Raw genomic sequence first — 17,444 nt, 5'->3', positions numbered from 1 at the left:
TCAGCCGTCGGGCGTTTTGCCTTCCATCAGCGCCATCAGCCGGTCGAGGGGCCCTGCGACCGCGTGAATAGTCCGGGTGGAGACCTTCGCATAGAGCGCGGTCGTCTCCAGCTTGCTATGTCCGAGCAGAACCTGGATGACGCGGATATCGGTGCCATCCTCCAGAAGGTGGGTGGCAAAGCTGTGCCGTAGGGTATGCGGGCTGACGCGCTTGTGGATGCCGGCGACCTCCGCAGCTTCCTGAACCGCGCGATGCAGTTGCCGCGACGAGATCGGGTCGGTGCGACTGCGCCCCGGAAACAGCCAGCCATGAGGCAGCATCACGCCGCGCCGCTTTCCTTCGCGCCACCACAGTCGCAGCAGTTCAAGGAGTTGCGGAGAAAGCAGGGCATTGCGATCCTTGCGTCCCTTGCCTTGTTCAACGCGGATCAGCATGCGCGTCGAGTCGATGTCATCGACCTTGAGATGCGCGACCTCGGAGACGCGCAAGCCCGCGCCATAGGCCACGCCAAGCGCCGCTTTGTATTTGATGCCTGGCGCCGCCTCGAGCAACCGCGCAGCTTCCTCCATGCTCAGCACATCGGGTAGCTTGCGTGGATTGCGGGTTATCACCAGCGCTCGCGCCAGATCCCGCCGCTTTAGCGTCACCGCAAACAGAAAGCGTAGCGCCGAAACCGTGCCGTTGATCGTGGCCGGACCCACACCGTTCTCATGCTGATACAACTGGAAATGTCGTATGTCCTCGACCATTGCGGTGTCAGGGGTACGCCCAAGAAACGTGGCGAAGCGCCGGACATGACGGATGTAGTCCTGCTGAGTGTGGGATCCCAACCCTCGCATCACCATGTCTTCCTGCATGCGCTGGCGAAGCGGGGTGGTCGGGGCATCATTGGAGAAGCTGGCCATTGAACGTTCCTCTCGTTGAAGGGAACTCAATGGTCAGGCAACACCAACAGCCTGCCCAGAACTTCAGATAATCACACCAACCTCACCGCGCACGCCCTCCCGCGAAGCGGGTTCGTGCATGGGGCACAAAGCTGCCGTTACGCGTGGCCAATCAGGGCCCAATGCGGACCCCCTCGTCGCTGAGGTGAGATCATCGGCTGTGGTGATGCCCGCGCAAAGAGGTCACGTCAAAAAAGGCATTATATCCACCCCGTCGCCCGGAAAAACGGTGATGTGCGGGTGGTCTTCGAACAGTCGTGCAGCGGCATCAGCGCTCTCCGCTTCGACCACCAAGTAGCCGCAGAACGAATTCACCGCGTTGACGACGCCCTCCTTGGTCATGCGTGTCGTCTTGCCCACCATTCCGCCAGGATCAAGGATGGATGAAGCATTTCTTTCTTCCCACGCCGACCACTCTTTTATGCCGACGGCGTCGACTGCATCCTGCTCGGCTTTGGGCAGGCTTCGAAAGGACGCCAGGTCCTCGGGCTTCATGGTGTAAACGGCAAGAAAGCGGGGCATCAGCACATCCTCCATTCATCGTAAAGGTTGCCAGTTTATACGCCTCGCTTCGGAAATCACCCGCCGACGCTTCATGTCCACACTCCTCTTTGACAAAAGAATAGTGTGTTGCATTCATCCCGTGAGCCCCCCTGCGGAAGCAGACGAGGGATCGGGCCGGCGCAGCGGCAAATGAGGACAAAGAAGGTTTCGCACCACCCTTAATCCAGGCGGGCTGGAAGACCTTTGAAATGCTCAACCGTGTCGTCAAGCTGTACCCACGGATGTTTCGATTGCTCGAAGACAGACATGGCAGGCGGCGAATAGGCCGGGTCGGCAAATGAACCGACCCCCACACCGATCCAGGACGGCGCGGCATCGGCCTTCCAATAGACGGTCGAACCGCAGGTCGGGCAAAAATGCATGTGAACCTTGCGACCGCTATCGGCGGTGCGAATGAATTCCGTCGACGTTCCGGATATTTCGACACAGTCAGTCGCGTAGAACGCATTGGCGCTGAACGGTGCGCCCGTTCTTCGCTGGCACGCAAAACAGTGACAGAGCGCCGTCAATTGCGGCCGTTCGCTAAAGGCCAGTCTGAGAGCGCCACAGGCGCATTGGGCATCGGCCATGGAAACTCCTCCCGCTTACGCGGTGAAATCAAGTTGAATTGTGAGGGCTGAAGCGCAGGCCCGAACCGCAATTCTTGCGGCAGGCGATGCGAGGGGGCGGAGACCTGATAAGATGTCAGGCTCACCAAGCATCAAAGTAGATCACGGACATGCCGAAGTCTAGGGGTGACCGCTTCGGGCCGATATTGTTGAAAAAGTCCGCTTTCTGCAAACTCTGATTTTTTTAACGGCCGTAGAGGCCGACACAGAAAATTGAGCTGGGGGACCTGCCAATTTTGCGTTCAAGCTGCGTGTGGGGCCGTGTAACGGACGTGAAACAGCATCGAGCGGCACCATTCACTCAAATCGCGAATTGGCTGACTTTTCGGCAAGCCCGGATTTTCGACTTTTTCAACCCTATCGGCCGTCAGCGGTCATCAGCAGATGACGGCTTTGTGCCAAAGGCGTCACGTAGCTTGCGCTCGCTGAGGTTGTGTTATAGCTGTTTTCAACAGATGACATTCAAGAAAATGCCGGAACGCAATATGCTGACCATCATCGGCCGATCCCAATCTTAATCACGGCTTTCTCGGCCTATTCGTATTTTCGCGGCCTGATCATCAGGCGAACGGACAATTCTGTTGTTTTCTATACAACCTTGCTTCTAAGTTCGCTTGTTGTTACGTCGTCGCTCCACTCGTTCAATGAACCATCCTTTCTTTGGCTCTACTTCTCACAGAGCCTGACGGCGATGTTCGCTTACGCATTGCTGAAGATTGCGATTGCGCGAGGAGAGAATGAACCCGCGCTCTTAACGAAATCACGGAGCGGCGCTGCGGCGCTGGCTCGTCTTGCGCTCATCTCATCCGCAATAGTGGTCGCGCTTAAGGCTGCCGCACCCTTTCTGGTACGTCCGTGCACCGGCCCTAGATGTGGAATGCCGATTCCGATGAAGCCGCCCCTTTGTTCCGAGATGATTGCGCCCCCGGATTCCGGGATGATCTCGCCCCCTTGAGGCTGGGGTCCTGCTGGCTGTGATTGTTGTCAGTTCATTCGTGTAACGAGTCAAGATTTCCGGCGCTGATTTCGCCGCAAGCTTTCGCCGGATAGGTCGATGCGGTGGGCGTTGTGAACGAGGCGATCGAGGATGGCATCGGCGTAGGTTGGGTTGCCGATGATCTCGTGCCAGGCTGATACCGGAAGCTGGCTGGTGATAATCGTCGAGCGGCGTCCGTAGCGATCTTCGAGGATCTCCAGGAGGTCGTGGCGTGCCTGCTCATTGAGCGGTTCCAGACCCCAGTCATCAAGGATCAAGAGCTGGACGTGGCCGAGGGTTCGCTGCAGCCTTGCATAGCGGCCGTCGCCGTGGGCAAGAGCGAGATTGGCAAACAAGCGTGGCACGCGTTGATAAAGAACTGAGCGATCGTCGCGGCAGGCCTTGTGCCCGAGTGCACAGGCTAACCAGCTTTTGCCAACGCCAGATGGCCCGCAAATCGCGAGGTTGTCGTGGGCATCAATCCAGTCGCCGCCGATCAGCTTCATGAACAGCGCACGATCGAGACCGCGGTCGCTGCGGTAATCGACATCCTCAGGCACAGCATGATGGCGAAGCTTGGCAAACCGCAGCCGGGCGGCAAGCTTGCGATCGTGGCGCGAACTCCATTCTCGCTCCAGCAGTAGCCCGAGCCATTCGGCATGGGAGAGTTGTTCGCTCTCACCGTTGGTCAGCAGTTCGTTGAACGCCTTGGCCATGCCGGTCAGGCCCATGGCATTCAATTTATCAAGGGTGGGATGTGCAAGCATATGTCGTCTCCTCAGTGGTAATAGCGGGGACCGCGGATGTTGGAGTGGTTGATCGGCTCGGGTGATGATGCGCCTGATGACGCCGACGGTCGGTCAAGGTGATTGTCGAGAATGGAACGCACCGAGCCATAGGTTCGAGCGCCGATTTCCAATGCCCGGCCGCAGGCTGCATTGACCCTCTCGCGCTCAAACGCTTTGACGAGGCGGATAATGCCCAGACAGGCTCTGTAGCCCTGTTCGGGATGCGGTCGATCGGCAAGAATACGCTCGCAGAGCAATGCAACGTCTGAGCCGATCGCGGAGGCTTCGCGGCTGATACGTTCGATCGTCCAGTCGGCAAAGCGGCGATGCGATGACGGCATGTGCTCGGGCGTTGTCGTGTGCTTGCCATTGCCACTCGAACGCCTGTGGGCGGCAATCCGCTCACCTTTGTGGAAGATCTCGATGGTATTGGCGGTGATGCGGGCCTCGACCTGCTCACGCGCAAAGCGGTAGGGCACCGAGTAATAGTGCTTGTCGATATCGACATGATAATCGAGACCGGCCCTGCGTATCTTCCATTCCGCAAAGACGTATCGTTCCACAGTCAGCGGACGCAGGGCGGGATAATCCAGCTCTTCGAACAATTGCCGTCGCGTGCGCCCGACGCGACGCAGGACGCGCCTGTCGTTGAGATCAGCGAGCAATTCAGCAATCGCCGCATTCACGTCGGCAAGGCTGTAAAAGACGCGGTGGCGTAGTCGACCCAGCAGCCAGCGCTCGACAATGCGAACCGCGGCTTCGACCTTCGCCTTGTCCCGAGGCCGGCGCGGTCGTGCCGGAAGAACAGCGCTTCCGTAATGAGCCGCCATCCCGGCATAGGTGCGATTGACCTGCGGATCAAAATGGCAGGCCTTGATGACGGCGACCTTGGCGTTGTCGGGAACCAGCAACGCCGGTGCGCCACCGAACGCCTCAAGCGCAAGCAGGTGACATTCGATCCAGTCGGGCAACGTTTCGCTCCAGCGAGCATGTGCAAATGAAAGGCTCGATGCGCCGAGCACTGCGACGAACAGGTGGGCTTGCCGCGTCTTTCCCGACAATCTGTCGACGACCACCGTGACCGTGTCGCCGGCATAATCGACGAACAGCTTTTCGCCGGCCGCATGGTTTTGGCGCATTGTCACCGGCAGCTTCAGCGCCCAGCCGCGATACAAATCACAGTAACGGCTGTAGCGATATCCCTCGGGATGAAGGCCGATATACTCGTCCCAGAGGATCTGCAGCGTCACATGCTTGCGCTTCAGTTCCCGGTGAACAATTGCCCAATCCGGCTCAGCGCTGCGGCGATGACCGGTCTTCGTGCCGGCAGCCTTGTAGAGAGCCGCTTCCAACATCGCATCGCTGACGTCCTCGCCCAACGGCCAGGAAAGCCCAGCAATGTCCACACGGCGCAGCGTCTCACGCACCGTCGACGGCGCCGCACCAACGCGCACCGCAATCGACTTGTGGCCAAGGCCTTCCTCAAATCTGTATCTCAGTATCTCGCGGACACGCCGCATCTTTAGTCTCTCCGCTGGCATCGCGTTCCTTCCTCTCAGGCAACTGAAAGGACGAACGTCTCACCAGCAGAACACCCCGACAAACACCCCAATCAGAGGGCGGCATCATCTCGGAACAAGGGGGCGGTTAATTCTCGGAATTGGGGGGCGGCATCATTTCGGAATGCGGGGGCGGATTGCCTCGGAATCTGCAGTGGAACTCTTGAAGGCTTGTTTGGCGGTATCCATACGCGGAAGGCCGCGGAATTGGCTCGCGCGCAGGCGCACTTGCTGATGTATGGTGAGGCTGTCGCTCAGGCGATGTACTGATCCTGGGCCTTTTCGGCCTCACGGAGCCTTTTCCACGTCCACGGGAGCAGTTCGTGCAGGCGGGAGACGGGAAGATCGGCGATGCGTGCGAACACATCGGCGAGCCATGCCTTTGGGTCGACGTCGTTGAGACGGCAGGTCGTGATGAAGGTGAGCATGATGGCGGCACGATCGGCCCCACGCTGGGAACCGGCGAAGGTCCAGTTGCGGCGCCCGAGGGCAATACCTCTCAGCGCGCGCTCGGCGGCATTGTTCGTGAGACAAATCCGGCCATCTTCCAGGAAACCGGCAAAACCATCCCATCGCTTCAGCATGTAGTCGATCGGCTCGATGACCTCGGAGGATCTGCTGAGCGTGGCGCGCTCCCGTTTCAGCCACTCGTGCATGTCATCGAACAGCGGCTTGCTCTTTTCCTGCCGCGCGGCCAGTCGTTCTTCGGCGCTCAATCCATTGATCTGGCGCTCGATCTCGAACAGCGCATCGTACCGTTGGACGGCCTCCAATGCGATCGGCGAGATCGGCTTGCCTCTGCGTTTGCGATCACGGGCACTTTTCTGGATGTCGGCCAGTTCAAAGAATTTACGCCGCGCATGCGCATGGCAAAAGGCAAAGGTGATCGGCACCGCTTTCTTCTCGGCGACACTGAGCGGCTCGAAGCCATTGTAGCAATCGCTCTGCAGAATGCCGCCATACCCGGCCAGGTGTTTCTGCGGGTGCTCACCACGCCGGTTACTCGACGCATAGTATATTGCCGCCGGCGGCGCCGCACCGCCGAAGGGCAGGTCATCGCATACGTAAGTCCATATGCGCCCGGTCGTGCATTTGTCTTTGGCCTGAATGGGAATGGTGGTGTCGTCGCCGTGAAGGCGCTCGGCCGCGAAGACATGCGCCTCGATCAGATCAAAGACCGGCATGAGCGCGGCTGTCCCAAACCCGACCTGGTCAGCCAGCGTCGAGGTCGAAAGCTCGATGCCCTCGCTTTTGAACCGGGTGCTCTGGCGGTTGAGAGGGCTATGCATTCCGAACTTGTCGAACAGGATCGTGGCCAGCAGATGAGGGCCGATGAAGCCGCGCGGCGTGGCATGGAACGGCGCCGGCGGCTGGCTGATCGACTCGCAGTCACGGCAGGTAAATTTCTCCCGCACCGTCTCGATCACTTTGAACCGGCGCGGAATCTCCTCCAGCGTCTCAGTGACGTCCTCGCCCAGTTTCGACAAACGCGATCCACCGCAACAGACACAAGCGGTGGGAGGATCGATGATCACACGTTGTCGCTCGATATCCTCCGGCCAGGGCTTTCGTACCGGCCGTTTGCGTGTAAACGAACGCACGCTCGATGTCCTGGCAGCCGCAGCCTGCGCCGCAATTTCATCCTCCGTCGCCGCCATCACCAGCTCTTCGAGCTGCAATTCCATCTGGTCGATCAGTCGCGCCGTGCGCTCAGATCTCTGGCCGCGCAGTTCGCGCTTCAGCTTTTCGATCGCCAGTTCCAGACGGGCAATCAGTGCCTCGCTGTCCGATAACATGGCCTGCGCATTGGCGGCTTGCGCCACCGCAATGTCCCGCTCGGCGACGACGGTGTCGCGCTCGGCAACAACGACATCGCGTTCAGCCTGTAACATCTCACGCTCGGAAAGCAGCGCCAGATAGGCGCTCGCAAGGTCCGCGGGAAGATCGGCAGGCTTCGAATTCATGAAGCCATTCGATCAGATTCTCCCTGTATTTTCAATGTAATAATGCTATCAGACCCGTGTCGGACGCCATGTTTCCTGCGGATTGCGCCAGTCGATCCCGGACAACAAATAAGACAGTTGTGCTGGAGAGATCGCAACCGCACCGCCCTCCAAATTCGGCCAGATGAACCGGCCTCGCTCCAGCCGCCGGGTAAAAAGGCAGGCACCCAAACCGTCATGCCAGATGATCTTCAAAATATCCGATCTGCGGCCCCTGAAGACGAAGAGATGCCCTGACAACGGATCATGCTTCAGAACCTCCTGCACCCGAAGCGCCAGAGAGGGGAAGCCACAGCGCATGTCCGTATACCCCGTCGAAAGCCAGACCTTGACGCCTGTTCCCATCGGAAACGGATTCACCGCAGCGTCTCCAGTCCGCGCATGATCTGAAGCAGCGCCTCAACGTCGACATCGCGGTCCACGATCACACGGCGACCATTCGAGCTGACAACCTCCATCCGGCCGGCGTTCGGCAATGACCCTGCTGCCGGCTCTATCTCTGGAACAAGCAGTGCTGGGATAAAGCCGCCGGCAGGTGACCCAACATCCAGTTGCCACGCTCGTGCGAGCCGCCGCCATTCATATAACTGCGAACGGGAAATCCCATGTCGCCGCGCCGTCGTCGCACACAAGCCAGGTTCCGAATAGCTCTCGGCGACAATCTGCAGCTTCATCTCTTTGCTGAAGCGTCGCCGCCGGCCGCTATCGACAATCTCAAGCCGTTCCATTCCGCACTGTCCTTTTTGACGTCAATAAGGACAGTCAGTGCCAAATCCGACAATTCCTACAAGGCGGCCCTGCTCGGATGCGTACGTTTGGCGCGCTCGATGGAGGATTTCAACCACCTTTTGAACTTCTTTTGCGGAATGCTGCTCATTGCTGTCTTTTTGAGCGTTCGCCACATCCTCAAATCCGGTTGAGAGTCGCTATATCTAAGGCGCGCGGATGGCTGGGATGGGGGAAAACGCGTTTTACACCCCCACTGATATTATTCGACAATCTCCGACAGAAATTGCACTGTTTTACAGTCAAGCCACTGAAATCACGGCAACAAGTCGAGCTTCCAGCATCTCCTTCCTCTCATGTTCAGTCGTTGACGGCTTCTGCCGGAGCATGGCCCGGCAATGCCGGCATATCGCTGGCGATCACAGGCCACTGCAAAGCGCAAGATCAGTCAAAACAATAGCAGGCGCGGCAGAGAGGACTTCCGGCTGAGCTCTTAAGAATGACCCCGCAAAACTGACGCCACCCCACCATCCGGAGCATTTCCATGGGCCGCATCCGCACACTCGCAAACGTACTGATAGGAGCAACTCTCATGACCCAAACGATCGCAATGGCTGCCGACGCCAACACCGATCCACGGATCGATCCCGAGATTCGGTCATTCCTGGCTGATATCAGTAAGGACAGTAGCCCATTCTGGAAGCTGCCCCAACCAAAGCCGCAGGATATCCTCACGGGCCTGCAGTCCAAGACGCCCGTCGACATGAGCGGCGTTACGACGACAGAAAAGATCATCTCTCAGGACGGGCGGCAAGTGAAACTGTACATCATGAAGCCCGAACACTTGAGCGGAAAGCCAGGTGTCCTGTTCTTCATTCACGGTGGCGTTTGGATCGTTGGGAATTTTGAGAACCATCAGCGTTTGCTCCGCGATCTCGTCGTAGGCTCGGGACAAATTGGCGTTTTCGTCGAGTACACACCCTTGCCGGCCGCGAAATTCCCGACCCAGCTTGAGGAATGCTATGCGGGCCTGAAATGGGTCGCCGAGCACGCCGGTGAGTTTGGTGCTGACGGCAATCGCATCGCCGTTGCCGGCAACTCCGTCGGCGGGAATATGACCGCCGCGCTTTCTCTCATGAGCAAGGACCGCCAAGGGCCCAAGATCGCGTACCAGGCCCTCCTCATTCCGGCAACCGACGCCAGCGTGGACACGCAATCGTATCACGAGTACGGAACAGGTCGCTTCCTGGCCCGCGCATTTATGAAGTACGGGTGGGATCTCTATGCGCCGGACGAGAAGACTCGAAACAATCCGTACGTTTCGCCTCTTCTTGCAAGCAAGGACGAGCTGAAGGGCCTGCCCCCCGCGCTCGTGATCACGGCAGAAAATGATCCGCTGCGTGATGAAGGGGAAGCCTACGCCCGAAAGCTCAAGGACGCCGGCGTCGAGGTCGATGCGGTTCGATACAACGGTACGATCCATGACTTCGTGCTTCTCAACGCACTTCGCAACGTTCCCTCGACAGAAGCGGCGATCAAGCAGATCAACGATGGTCTGCGTCAGCACCTCGGGCCGGTCAACAACTAGGCGGTCCGATCTTGACTCGGCGCGGCATAGCACCGCCGCGTCAACCGCATTTCGTGGCTATCAGCGTCTTCTAGATGAACTGAGCAGCCAAAAGTCGCCACACGTAAGCAATAACGCTTGAGGAGTGTATCCAACGAATAACGGCACCGAGATTGGTCTTTATCAAAGGACTAGACCAAATTCTCCTATCCTGAGGTGCAGGTTGTGGCTGGTCATGGACGACGGTAAACCGTCCAGGTTATTACCGTCGGACAGGCCATTGCCTATACTTGCTGGTGCGCTGACATGTTGGACCAACTGCATTCACAGGGTTACAGAAAATACCCGGCCTCCCGGCTACTCAGGTCTTCGGACGATTTGGGATGGTCGACGCTCTTTGCAGAGCTCCGATCTCACTCCAGCTGTGAAGGACCGGGTGCAGAAGGACAGGATCTGGAAATAGCAGTCATAGTCAGTGGCTCAGATGCAGGAGTCGTGACCTGCAAGGTCGGAGGAGAGCAGCGGCGCGTTCGGCCTTCCGACGGTACGATCTGGCTCAATCCCATGGCTGCCAAAGCCGACGCAATTCACATCGCATCGGAAGAACGTAAGCGCGATTTTCGATGCGTATTGACGCCTGTTCCACACCGAACGGCGGATAGCATCGGTCGCGGTATCCGGCTCTATTCGGTCGTGGAGGTCTTGGAGAAGTTGAACGGGAGCAGGTCGCCGATGTCGGCATTCTCTTCGCGCTGTGGCAACTCGGTGAGTACGTGGCGCAGCCAGATCAGAGGGTCGACGCCACAGGCGCGGCATGTCAGCATCAGACTGTAAATCACAGCACTGGCCTTGGCTCCGTCAGCAGTGTCGCTGAACAGCCACGATTTTCTTCCGGTCGCAAAAACCCTGATGTCGCGTTCCAGGATGTTGTTATCGATCGGCATCCTGCCGTCGCTGGTGTAGCGCGTCAGATAATCCCATTGGTTCAGGGTGTAGGACACAGCATCGCCGAGCTTGGTATCCGGCACGACCTTCGGCGCGATGTTATCGAGCCACGTCTTGAGGGCGTTCAGGACAGGCAAACTGTGCTGTTGCCGGAAGCGGCGAATGCAGGCGGCCTGCGTTTCACCGGCGTCGGGCTTTATCTCTCGCGCCTGCCTCTCGATCCGGTAGAGCTGCTCGAAGAACCTGAGCGCTTGCTCCGGCGGGCCGCCGCCATTCTTTCTTGCCTTGAGGGCTTCGACGAAGCGCCGCCTGGAGTGAGCCATGCATCCGACATGGGTTGCGCCATGCAATGTGCGCCAGGCTGTGTAGCCATCGCTCACCAATATGCCGCGGTAGTCACCAAGGAAGGTCTGCGGGTGGATCTGGCCGCGCCCGGGCTGATAATCGAGCAGTACGATTGGCTGGTCACTGTCCTCGCCGCTGCGATAGGCCCACATGTACGATGTGCTGGTGGCCTCCTTGTCCTTTTCCTTGAGGACTTGAACCGTCGTCTCATCGCCATGAATGAGAGGCTGCGATCGCAACCGCAGTTTCAGCGCATCATAGATGCGGTGCAGATGCTTCTCGCTTGAGCCGATGACCCAGTGAGCGAGAGCGCCGCGGCTGATCGGAACACCAGCACGCTCGAATGTCTGAGCCACGCGGTAAAGCGGTGTGCCGTCGACGTATTTGTGGACGAGCGCGAAGGCTAACGTCGAGGCGGTAGCGATGCTGCCCGGCAGGGGCTGCGTCGGCATCGGTGCGATCACGACGGGTGTGTTGATCCCGGTGCGGTCGCAATGGCGGCAAGCGTACTTGAACCGCACATTCTGTAGGACCTTTGCCTTGACCTCGATATGGAGCTGCTCGGTAACAGCCTCGCCCATGCGATGCATCTGACCCTGGCAGCAGGGACAAGACTTCTGATCGTCGGGGAGGTCATATTCGACGCGCTCGCGTGGCAGGTCTTCTGGCAGAGGTCTGCGTCCACGCTTCTTTCCCGTTTGACCTTCTACCGCTGGCAGGCCGGTGTCCGGAAGCTCGACAACATCGCCTGCTTCGCTGCCATCCTCGACCGCAGCCTCTTCGGCCTCGTTGAAGAGACGATCAATGTGCTTTTCACTGCGGGGGGCAAAGCGATGGAGTTTTGCCAGTGCAAGCTCTTCTTCCAGCTTGACGACCCGCTGCGAGAGCGCTTCCTTCTCGGCTTTGAGCGCAGCGATTTCGGCAGCATTGGCTGCCAATTGCGCCATCAGTTCTGCAATGCTCGGTTCGCCGGTGCGAGTCATCAGATTCTTGAATCTGAACCGCCCAGCCGCGTCAACTGCTCAATTCGACATCCGTCAGCCGGCAATCTGATATTGCCGCACCGGATGGCGCACCATTGCGTCGATATCGATGCCATCGAGGATCCAGTGAAGCTGTTCTGTCGTCAGCATGACCACCGGCACCTCGCAACGGGGCCATCTGAACCTGTCCTCGGTCAACCGCTTCAGGACCATCACAAAACCGGAACGATCAAAAAACAGCAGCTTCATTCGGTCACGCCGGCGATTGCAGAAGGCAAAAACCGCAGGCGCAAACGGATCCAGCGCCATCGTCTCCTGGACCAGGACCGCCAGGCTGTTGATGCCCGCGCGGAAGTCGATCGGTTCGCGATGCAGGTAAACCTTGAGATCACCGCCCAGTCTGAACATGACCCAGCGCTCCTATGATTGCTTCCAGCACTTCCACACCGGCGCACTCGACGGTCAGGCTGACCCCGTTCGGCAGGAGTGCGCTCACCTTGGATGCGGGAAGGCACTGGCTCAATGGCTTGGTCTTCTTCAGATCGCCAGCAGAACCCGAGTGCATATCCGGAGCAATCTGAACCGGAACGAACGCCGAGGCCAAAGGCAATTGACGCTCCGCTCTGGACTTCTTCATCCACTTCCGGACGAGATTCGCATTGACGCCGTGCTCCAGCGCCAGCCGCGAGACCGAAACGCCGGGTTCTAAGCACGCCGCGACAAGCTGATCTCTCGACGCAGGGTCATATCGACGGCGGCCGTCGCGACCAACAAGCCGTACCTGCAGTTTAGGAGCATCTTCATCCATGATTTGGTGTCCACCTATTTTTTGGTGGACGCTTCATGCCTCACAGCACTCCGCTACAGAAGGCGCACAGAAATTAGCGCTTACGGAAGAACTGCAAGTCGCTCACCTTTATCTTCCATCCTCCGCTTTCATCCGCTTGGCGACAGACTTCAGCGTGCCTCGAACCCCCGGACAGTCTATCCGCTATGTTTCCGGTGTGCACGACAGCCTTATCAACCAGATTGCTTTGTCGATCCTACGCGAAATGTCGGATCCAACGACGTCTGGACCTATGCTGATCGAGACTGCGTCGCTCTTTCTGGCAGCCCGACTCCTTCATGAGCATTCAGAAAGTTCGTTACGTCGTTTAGAACGCCAGCCGAGACTTGGACTTGATAACGTCAGATTGCGGCGTGTTCTTGCCTACATTGAAGAGCATCTCACCGAGGAAATTACAGTGAGCGATCTGGCGAGCATAGCGTGTCTGAGCGTGTTCCATTTTACGCGCGCATTTGCGGCCAGTGTCGGGACGCCACCGCATAGCTATGTGAGTAGGCGTCGGCTGGAGCGAGCAAAAAAACTCCTCGCGATAGGACAAATGTCACTCAGCGAGATTGCCTTTGATTGTCAATACTCGTCGCAATCGAGCTTTGCGCGCGCATTTCGACGTGCTACCGGCTTGACGCCGGCGAAGTTTAAGCAGGCCGTCCGCTAGTACAAAATTCAGCACGAGTAGATCAAACCACTGGCGAACCCGAGGAGAAGGTTCTGAACTGCTTGCGCATCGAGACGCTGACCGTGCAGCTTCGCTCGAGCGCGAACGCGACAACGGTGTGCCCGCTTTCACGTGCTGCCACACGCCGGGCTTTCTCCGCGGAAAGTGTTTCGAGTGGCGGCAGGGCCGAAGCGACGTCGGCAATCCCAACCGGTCGGCTCGCGGCCCTCTCAGCGCGATCGTCGCGAAGAAGGTAGCGGTCGTCGAGCAGCGGGGCTTCGACGGACCGAGAAGCTCGGCTTCGACGCGTGCATTCGCGAGCATGACGGCTCCTGTCCCAGTCGTGACGCCGATCACGTCCATCGTCGCCCCTTGCCGGCGCGCGCCCAGTCTTAAAGAAGGCCCTGCTTGACCGGCGTACGCCTTCGGCGGGGGCCACCTTGCGGAATTGTTGTGATGTTGTGAGTTTGCGCTCTTAAGAGTGGGCTTAAGAGCGCATTGAGGACTGATGGCACAGGCAATTTTATTGACCGGGCGAGAGCGACGTCGGCGATGGTCCCGAGATGAGCGTGCAGAGATACTGGCGGCGGCGTTTGCGCCGGATGGGATTGTTTCCGAAGTTGCGCGTCGCTTCGATGTTTCGACCGGTTGATTTATACTTGGCGGCGGCAGGCTTTGGCTGCAGAAGTCGGCCCTGCCTTCGTACCAGCGCGGGTCGTTGGCCTTCCGGGTAACGGCGGGGTCGAAACGGCTATGTTCGTGGGACTTCCCGAATGGCGCGAAGGTGAGAATTGACTGTACCGCACCTGCCGAACTGGCGGCTGCGGTCATGCGAGCACTCAAATGATCCCGATCAGCTCCGGGGTGCGGGTGTGGATCGCGAGCGGTCACTGCGACATGCGCAAGGGGATGCAGGGGCTCGCACTTCTGGTGCAGGAAGGTCTCGGTCGTGACCCCTTCCAAGGTGACGTTTTTGTCTTCCGCGGGAGAAATGGACGACTGATAAAGGCCCTGTGGCACGATGGGATCGGGCTATCGCTTTATGCAAAGCGCCTGGAGCGGGGCCGTTTCGTTTGGCCCGCGACCGAGGGTGGCGCGATCGCTCTTTCCGCCGGTCAGATGTCCTATCTGCTTGAGGGGATCGACTGGCGAAACCCGCTGCAGACCTGGCGTCCGACGAGCGCCGGATAGCGCATATTTTGCCGGGATTTGCGGCTCAGAATCCGAAGAAAAGCTATGCAAATCAGGGGTTTTGCGGTCCACTTCGAGCATGGAAACCGGCTCGGAACAGCACCCCGATTACGCCGCTGCCCTTGAGGCAGAGCTGATCGTCGCACGGGCGGAACGAGCCGCTGCGGTGGCCGAACTTGCCGTCGCCAAGGCCAAGGAAGCTGATGATCAGGCCATCGGGAGACCAGAAGACGAGTTTGGCGGAAGACCTGGCGAACGGGAGCTGATTGTGCGATTGCATGCGACGAAAGAGGATGTTCCGCAGTGTGGTCTCGTAATCGACGCCACTGCGCCGCTCGCCGTCATTGTCGACGGGATTCTCTTGAAAATGCAGAGAGGTAGACCAAGGGACCCACTGGGCTCGGCGGCGCGCGAAAGGCGCTAGCCCGGCGGGTGGCTCCCCCGCGCGTTATTCGTGATTCCGCACAGCGTGAATGTCCGCGGACCCCTTCCATGAGAGGCTACCGCAGCCATGATGGGCGGCGCGATATGTCGCCGCCCATTGCGAGACCTACTTGGCCGAAGCAGCCTCTTCGATGACCTGAACGACCTTATCGGGGTGTGAGACCATGACGACGTGGGAGGCTCCCTTGACCACGACAGTCCCCTTGGAATGGGCCCGCTCGGCCATCCATCCAAGCACCTTGGCCGGAATGTTCTTGTCGGCGTCCCCGTAGATGAACCAGGACGGGATGTTTTTCCACGCCGCGTTTGGCGCTGGTTCGTTCAACGCACTTTCGGTGATCGGCCGCTGTGTCGCTGCCATCAACGTGGCCGCTCTAGATGACACGTCGGCCGCAAACTGCTCGCGGAACTTCCCTTGCTGGATATAGAGGTCCTTGTCGCCGCCATCGAGCACAACTGGTTCGGCCAGTGTGGGAGCCAGGGTGCTTCCGGGGAATTTGCTCGAAAGCTCGACGGCTGTTTCTCCCTTTTCCGGGGCGAACGCCGCCACATACACGAGGGATTCGACGTTGTCTGCACGTGCGGCCGCATCGCTGATCACCGATCCTCCGTAGGAATGCCCGACCAGCACAACCGGGTTTTTGATTCCGGCGAGGATGCGGCCGACGTAATCACCGTCGCTCTTTACGCTGCGCAGCGGATTGGCAACCGCGACGACGGGGTAGCCGTCCTTCTCCAGCCGAGCGACAACGTCGTTCCAACTGGATGCATCCGCAAACGCACCGTGGACGAGGACGACAGTGGGCTTTGCCTGCGCGGAGACCGCGGGGGCGGCCGGAGCAGCCAGGACACCAAAGGCCAGCAATGATCTCAACAGCAATTTCATCTTTCTTCTCCTGCTTTTAGATTGTGCACAATCTATTATCGCGCAATTCGAATTCCGTCAATGCATCTTTGTTCAATCGTTTGTGACCGCGTTCATTCGCGCCAAGGAAGGCGCGAAGCAGCCGCCGCCCGTCTTCAATCTGGCGTCGAAACGGCGTTTGACGAGGCTGTCTCTCTGACTTTGGCATCCATTGGGAGACCTTTGAAGCGAGCGTGGCAACGCCGACGTTCCTCTTTGGTGTCTATGAATCTCGTGCAGCCAAAGAGCTTCTGGTGGGCCATATCAGCCTGCGGTCGAACGTCCCTGCGACGAGTTGGTCAAAAAGAATAAACGACGGCGGCTGACGGATGCTCGCGACATGATCTCACATGACAGGCCGAAAATGTAGATAGCTACCTCTGGACGAAGCTAGCCGCGGCGCTATCTGGACGTGAATTCGTATCAGGGAGGGAGCAATGTCTGAACTCGTGGTGCTTGGCTTCGATAAGGCCGATGAGGCGGACGCCATACTCAATCGCTTGTTGACGCTCGAAAAGGAGTACCTGATCGACCTCGAGGACGCGGTTGTCGCGGTTCGCGACAACGGAGGAAAGGTCCGGCTCAAGCAGAGCGTGAACCTCACGACAATGGGAGCCACAAGGGGTGGTTTGTCCGGCGCGCTTTGGGGATCTCTTGTGGGTCTTTTGTTTCTGAACCCGCTGGCCGGCATGGTCCTTGGCGGAGCGTTCGGAGCTGGTTCTGGAGCACTTGCCGGTTCGATCACAGATTTTGGCATAGACGACAATTTAATCAAGAAATTGGCGGACACCATTCCGGTCGACAGCTCGGCCCTCTTTCTGCTTGTTCGTAAAGTCCAGCCGGAAAAGGTCCTTGAGGAATTCAAAGGTGCGAACGCGCGGATCTTGCGGACTTCGCTCTCGCCGGAACAGGAAACGAGACTGCGCACGGCGCTTTCCCCCAAGGCACCCGCGGACGTGCGCATCGAAGCCGGCAACGCGAAGTCAACAATCTAGCACGTTGTCCGTCGAACCATGGGAATGATCACTCGCTGCACGCCAACGCAACAAGCACCCGGCATTGGCAACGACCGGAGTTCTGGCGGGGGCAGCGACAAACAATCTTCGCGGCATCGCCGTCGGCACCGCTAACGGCGGGGCGAGCAGCCGTGACAGGCGACGTCGCAGGCCAAGCGGCAGATTGTTCCGGCGGCGAGTGATACGGGCGATGGTATGTGGCCAACTGCCCCGCAACGGGTCGCAAATGTGGGCATGCGAGGCGAAAGGGTCCGTTAGTGCATCGGTCTGCTCGTCATGGGTTTCGACCTGATCGCCCCCCGTGAGTGTGGTATTTGCCAGGGCTTGCGGATCGAAACGACCACCGGCAGCATCAACGCATTGGCGCCCATCGACTTC

The 17,444-nt window shown here is 58.9% G+C and carries 18 protein-coding genes; 6 read left to right on the top strand and 12 right to left on the bottom strand.

Annotated elements, in window-relative coordinates; translation table 11 throughout:
- The 8 genes from WGT02_RS08245 to WGT02_RS08210 all read right to left on the bottom strand — a co-directional run bounded on the left by WGT02_RS08245 (window position 1) and on the right by WGT02_RS08210 (window position 8,171).
- Window positions 1-906: a tyrosine-type recombinase/integrase gene (locus tag WGT02_RS08245; RefSeq protein WP_040680778.1), complete on the bottom strand. Its 906-nt coding sequence runs from the start codon at window positions 904-906 to the stop codon at window positions 1-3.
- 222 nt (window positions 907-1,128) lie between these two features.
- On the bottom strand, window positions 1,129-1,467 hold the full coding sequence (locus tag WGT02_RS08240) for a hypothetical protein (protein WP_208248341.1): 339 nt from the start codon (window positions 1,465-1,467) through the stop codon (window positions 1,129-1,131).
- Window positions 1,468-1,667: 200 nt separating this feature from the next.
- The gene (locus WGT02_RS08235; protein WP_208248342.1) at window positions 1,668-2,078 is read right to left on the bottom strand and encodes a GFA family protein; all 411 of its coding nucleotides are present in this window, start codon (window positions 2,076-2,078) and stop codon (window positions 1,668-1,670) included.
- A gap of 1,044 nt (window positions 2,079-3,122) precedes the next feature.
- Window positions 3,123-3,860, bottom strand: a complete 738-nt coding sequence (gene istB, locus WGT02_RS08230) for an IS21-like element ISRel16 family helper ATPase IstB (RefSeq protein ID WP_024317380.1) — start codon at window positions 3,858-3,860, stop codon at window positions 3,123-3,125.
- 11 nt (window positions 3,861-3,871) lie between these two features.
- A complete protein-coding gene (gene istA, locus WGT02_RS08225; RefSeq protein WP_208245675.1) occupies window positions 3,872-5,401 on the bottom strand; it encodes an IS21 family transposase in 1,530 nt (509 codons plus the stop codon).
- 293 nt (window positions 5,402-5,694) lie between these two features.
- Window positions 5,695-7,404: an IS66 family transposase gene (locus WGT02_RS08220; protein WP_208246114.1), complete on the bottom strand. Its 1,710-nt coding sequence runs from the start codon at window positions 7,402-7,404 to the stop codon at window positions 5,695-5,697.
- Between the two features lie 48 nt (window positions 7,405-7,452).
- Window positions 7,453-7,788 (bottom strand): IS66 family insertion sequence element accessory protein TnpB, encoded by a 336-nt coding sequence (gene tnpB, locus WGT02_RS08215; RefSeq protein ID WP_208246417.1) that lies wholly within the window; start codon window positions 7,786-7,788, stop codon window positions 7,453-7,455.
- Window positions 7,789-7,799: 11 nt separating this feature from the next.
- On the bottom strand, window positions 7,800-8,171 hold the full coding sequence (locus tag WGT02_RS08210) for a transposase (protein ID WP_208246116.1): 372 nt from the start codon (window positions 8,169-8,171) through the stop codon (window positions 7,800-7,802).
- Window positions 8,172-8,761: 590 nt separating this feature from the next.
- Here WGT02_RS08210 and WGT02_RS08205 point away from each other — a divergent pair.
- Window positions 8,762-9,757: an alpha/beta hydrolase gene (locus WGT02_RS08205; protein WP_339151124.1), complete on the top strand. Its 996-nt coding sequence runs from the start codon at window positions 8,762-8,764 to the stop codon at window positions 9,755-9,757.
- A 662-nt stretch (window positions 9,758-10,419) separates the two neighbouring features.
- Here WGT02_RS08205 and WGT02_RS08200 read toward each other — a convergent pair.
- From WGT02_RS08200 to WGT02_RS08190, 3 genes are read right to left on the bottom strand one after another with little or no spacing between them, the layout of a single operon-like run.
- Window positions 10,420-12,009: an IS66 family transposase gene (locus WGT02_RS08200; RefSeq protein WP_037069545.1), complete on the bottom strand. Its 1,590-nt coding sequence runs from the start codon at window positions 12,007-12,009 to the stop codon at window positions 10,420-10,422.
- A 54-nt stretch (window positions 12,010-12,063) separates the two neighbouring features.
- Window positions 12,064-12,417: an IS66 family insertion sequence element accessory protein TnpB gene (gene tnpB, locus WGT02_RS08195; protein WP_037069548.1), complete on the bottom strand. Its 354-nt coding sequence runs from the start codon at window positions 12,415-12,417 to the stop codon at window positions 12,064-12,066.
- Complete coding sequence (locus WGT02_RS08190; RefSeq protein WP_037069550.1) at window positions 12,398-12,817, bottom strand: transposase; 420 nt, start codon at window positions 12,815-12,817, stop codon at window positions 12,398-12,400. Before WGT02_RS08190 ends, tnpB (WGT02_RS08195) begins: the two co-directional genes overlap by 20 nt.
- Here WGT02_RS08190 and WGT02_RS08185 point away from each other — a divergent pair.
- The 4 genes from WGT02_RS08185 to WGT02_RS08170 all read left to right on the top strand — a co-directional run bounded on the left by WGT02_RS08185 (window position 12,816) and on the right by WGT02_RS08170 (window position 15,126).
- The gene (locus WGT02_RS08185) at window positions 12,816-13,511 is read left to right on the top strand and encodes a helix-turn-helix domain-containing protein (RefSeq protein WP_208248347.1); all 696 of its coding nucleotides are present in this window, start codon (window positions 12,816-12,818) and stop codon (window positions 13,509-13,511) included. The two genes, WGT02_RS08190 and WGT02_RS08185, sit on opposite strands and share 2 nt — an antisense overlap.
- Before the next feature lie 508 nt (window positions 13,512-14,019).
- A complete protein-coding gene (locus WGT02_RS08180; protein WP_082321335.1) occupies window positions 14,020-14,163 on the top strand; it encodes a transposase in 144 nt (47 codons plus the stop codon).
- A 191-nt stretch (window positions 14,164-14,354) separates the two neighbouring features.
- A complete protein-coding gene (gene tnpB / locus WGT02_RS08175; RefSeq protein ID WP_040680928.1) occupies window positions 14,355-14,702 on the top strand; it encodes an IS66 family insertion sequence element accessory protein TnpB in 348 nt (115 codons plus the stop codon).
- A 79-nt stretch (window positions 14,703-14,781) separates the two neighbouring features.
- Window positions 14,782-15,126, top strand: coding sequence for a hypothetical protein (locus tag WGT02_RS08170; RefSeq protein ID WP_225039869.1), 345 nt, complete (start codon window positions 14,782-14,784; stop codon window positions 15,124-15,126).
- 126 nt (window positions 15,127-15,252) lie between these two features.
- Here WGT02_RS08170 and WGT02_RS08165 read toward each other — a convergent pair whose 3' ends face one another.
- A complete protein-coding gene (locus WGT02_RS08165) occupies window positions 15,253-16,032 on the bottom strand; it encodes an alpha/beta fold hydrolase (protein WP_208248349.1) in 780 nt (259 codons plus the stop codon).
- Window positions 16,033-16,487: 455 nt separating this feature from the next.
- Between WGT02_RS08165 and WGT02_RS08160 the strand changes: the two genes are divergently transcribed.
- On the top strand, window positions 16,488-17,045 hold the full coding sequence (locus WGT02_RS08160; protein WP_024317375.1) for a DUF1269 domain-containing protein: 558 nt from the start codon (window positions 16,488-16,490) through the stop codon (window positions 17,043-17,045).
- Window positions 17,046-17,444: the final 399 nt, after the last annotated feature.

Source organism: Rhizobium sp. T1470, assembly GCF_042140505.1.
Classification (GTDB): domain Bacteria; phylum Pseudomonadota; class Alphaproteobacteria; order Rhizobiales; family Rhizobiaceae; genus Rhizobium; species Rhizobium favelukesii.
This window is presented reverse-complemented; position numbering and strand designations above follow the sequence as displayed.

What these genes read in the sequence shown, in the direction of transcription:
- WGT02_RS08185 (WP_208248347.1), top strand. Translation starts at nt 12,816, where the DNA reads ATGATTTGGTGTCCACCTATTTTTTGGTGGACGCTTCATGCCTCACAG.
- WGT02_RS08190 (WP_037069550.1), bottom strand. Translation starts at nt 12,817, where the DNA reads ATGGATGAAGATGCTCCTAAACTGCAGGTACGGCTTGTTGGTCGCGAC.
- WGT02_RS08170 (WP_225039869.1), top strand. Translation starts at nt 14,782, where the DNA reads ATGGAAACCGGCTCGGAACAGCACCCCGATTACGCCGCTGCCCTTGAG.
- istA (WP_208245675.1), bottom strand. Translation starts at nt 5,401, where the DNA reads ATGCGGCGTGTCCGCGAGATACTGAGATACAGATTTGAGGAAGGCCTT.
- WGT02_RS08200 (WP_037069545.1), bottom strand. Translation starts at nt 12,009, where the DNA reads ATGACTCGCACCGGCGAACCGAGCATTGCAGAACTGATGGCGCAATTG.
- WGT02_RS08160 (WP_024317375.1), top strand. Translation starts at nt 16,488, where the DNA reads ATGTCTGAACTCGTGGTGCTTGGCTTCGATAAGGCCGATGAGGCGGAC.
- WGT02_RS08220 (WP_208246114.1), bottom strand. Translation starts at nt 7,404, where the DNA reads ATGAATTCGAAGCCTGCCGATCTTCCCGCGGACCTTGCGAGCGCCTAT.
- tnpB (WP_208246417.1), bottom strand. Translation starts at nt 7,788, where the DNA reads ATGGGAACAGGCGTCAAGGTCTGGCTTTCGACGGGGTATACGGACATG.
- WGT02_RS08210 (WP_208246116.1), bottom strand. Translation starts at nt 8,171, where the DNA reads ATGGAACGGCTTGAGATTGTCGATAGCGGCCGGCGGCGACGCTTCAGC.
- WGT02_RS08235 (WP_208248342.1), bottom strand. Translation starts at nt 2,078, where the DNA reads ATGGCCGATGCCCAATGCGCCTGTGGCGCTCTCAGACTGGCCTTTAGC.
- WGT02_RS08205 (WP_339151124.1), top strand. Translation starts at nt 8,762, where the DNA reads ATGACCCAAACGATCGCAATGGCTGCCGACGCCAACACCGATCCACGG.
- istB (WP_024317380.1), bottom strand. Translation starts at nt 3,860, where the DNA reads ATGCTTGCACATCCCACCCTTGATAAATTGAATGCCATGGGCCTGACC.
- tnpB (WP_037069548.1), bottom strand. Translation starts at nt 12,417, where the DNA reads ATGTTCAGACTGGGCGGTGATCTCAAGGTTTACCTGCATCGCGAACCG.
- WGT02_RS08245 (WP_040680778.1), bottom strand. Translation starts at nt 906, where the DNA reads ATGGCCAGCTTCTCCAATGATGCCCCGACCACCCCGCTTCGCCAGCGC.
- WGT02_RS08165 (WP_208248349.1), bottom strand. Translation starts at nt 16,032, where the DNA reads ATGAAATTGCTGTTGAGATCATTGCTGGCCTTTGGTGTCCTGGCTGCT.
- WGT02_RS08240 (WP_208248341.1), bottom strand. Translation starts at nt 1,467, where the DNA reads ATGCCCCGCTTTCTTGCCGTTTACACCATGAAGCCCGAGGACCTGGCG.
- tnpB (WP_040680928.1), top strand. Translation starts at nt 14,355, where the DNA reads ATGATCCCGATCAGCTCCGGGGTGCGGGTGTGGATCGCGAGCGGTCAC.
- WGT02_RS08180 (WP_082321335.1), top strand. Translation starts at nt 14,020, where the DNA reads ATGGCACAGGCAATTTTATTGACCGGGCGAGAGCGACGTCGGCGATGG.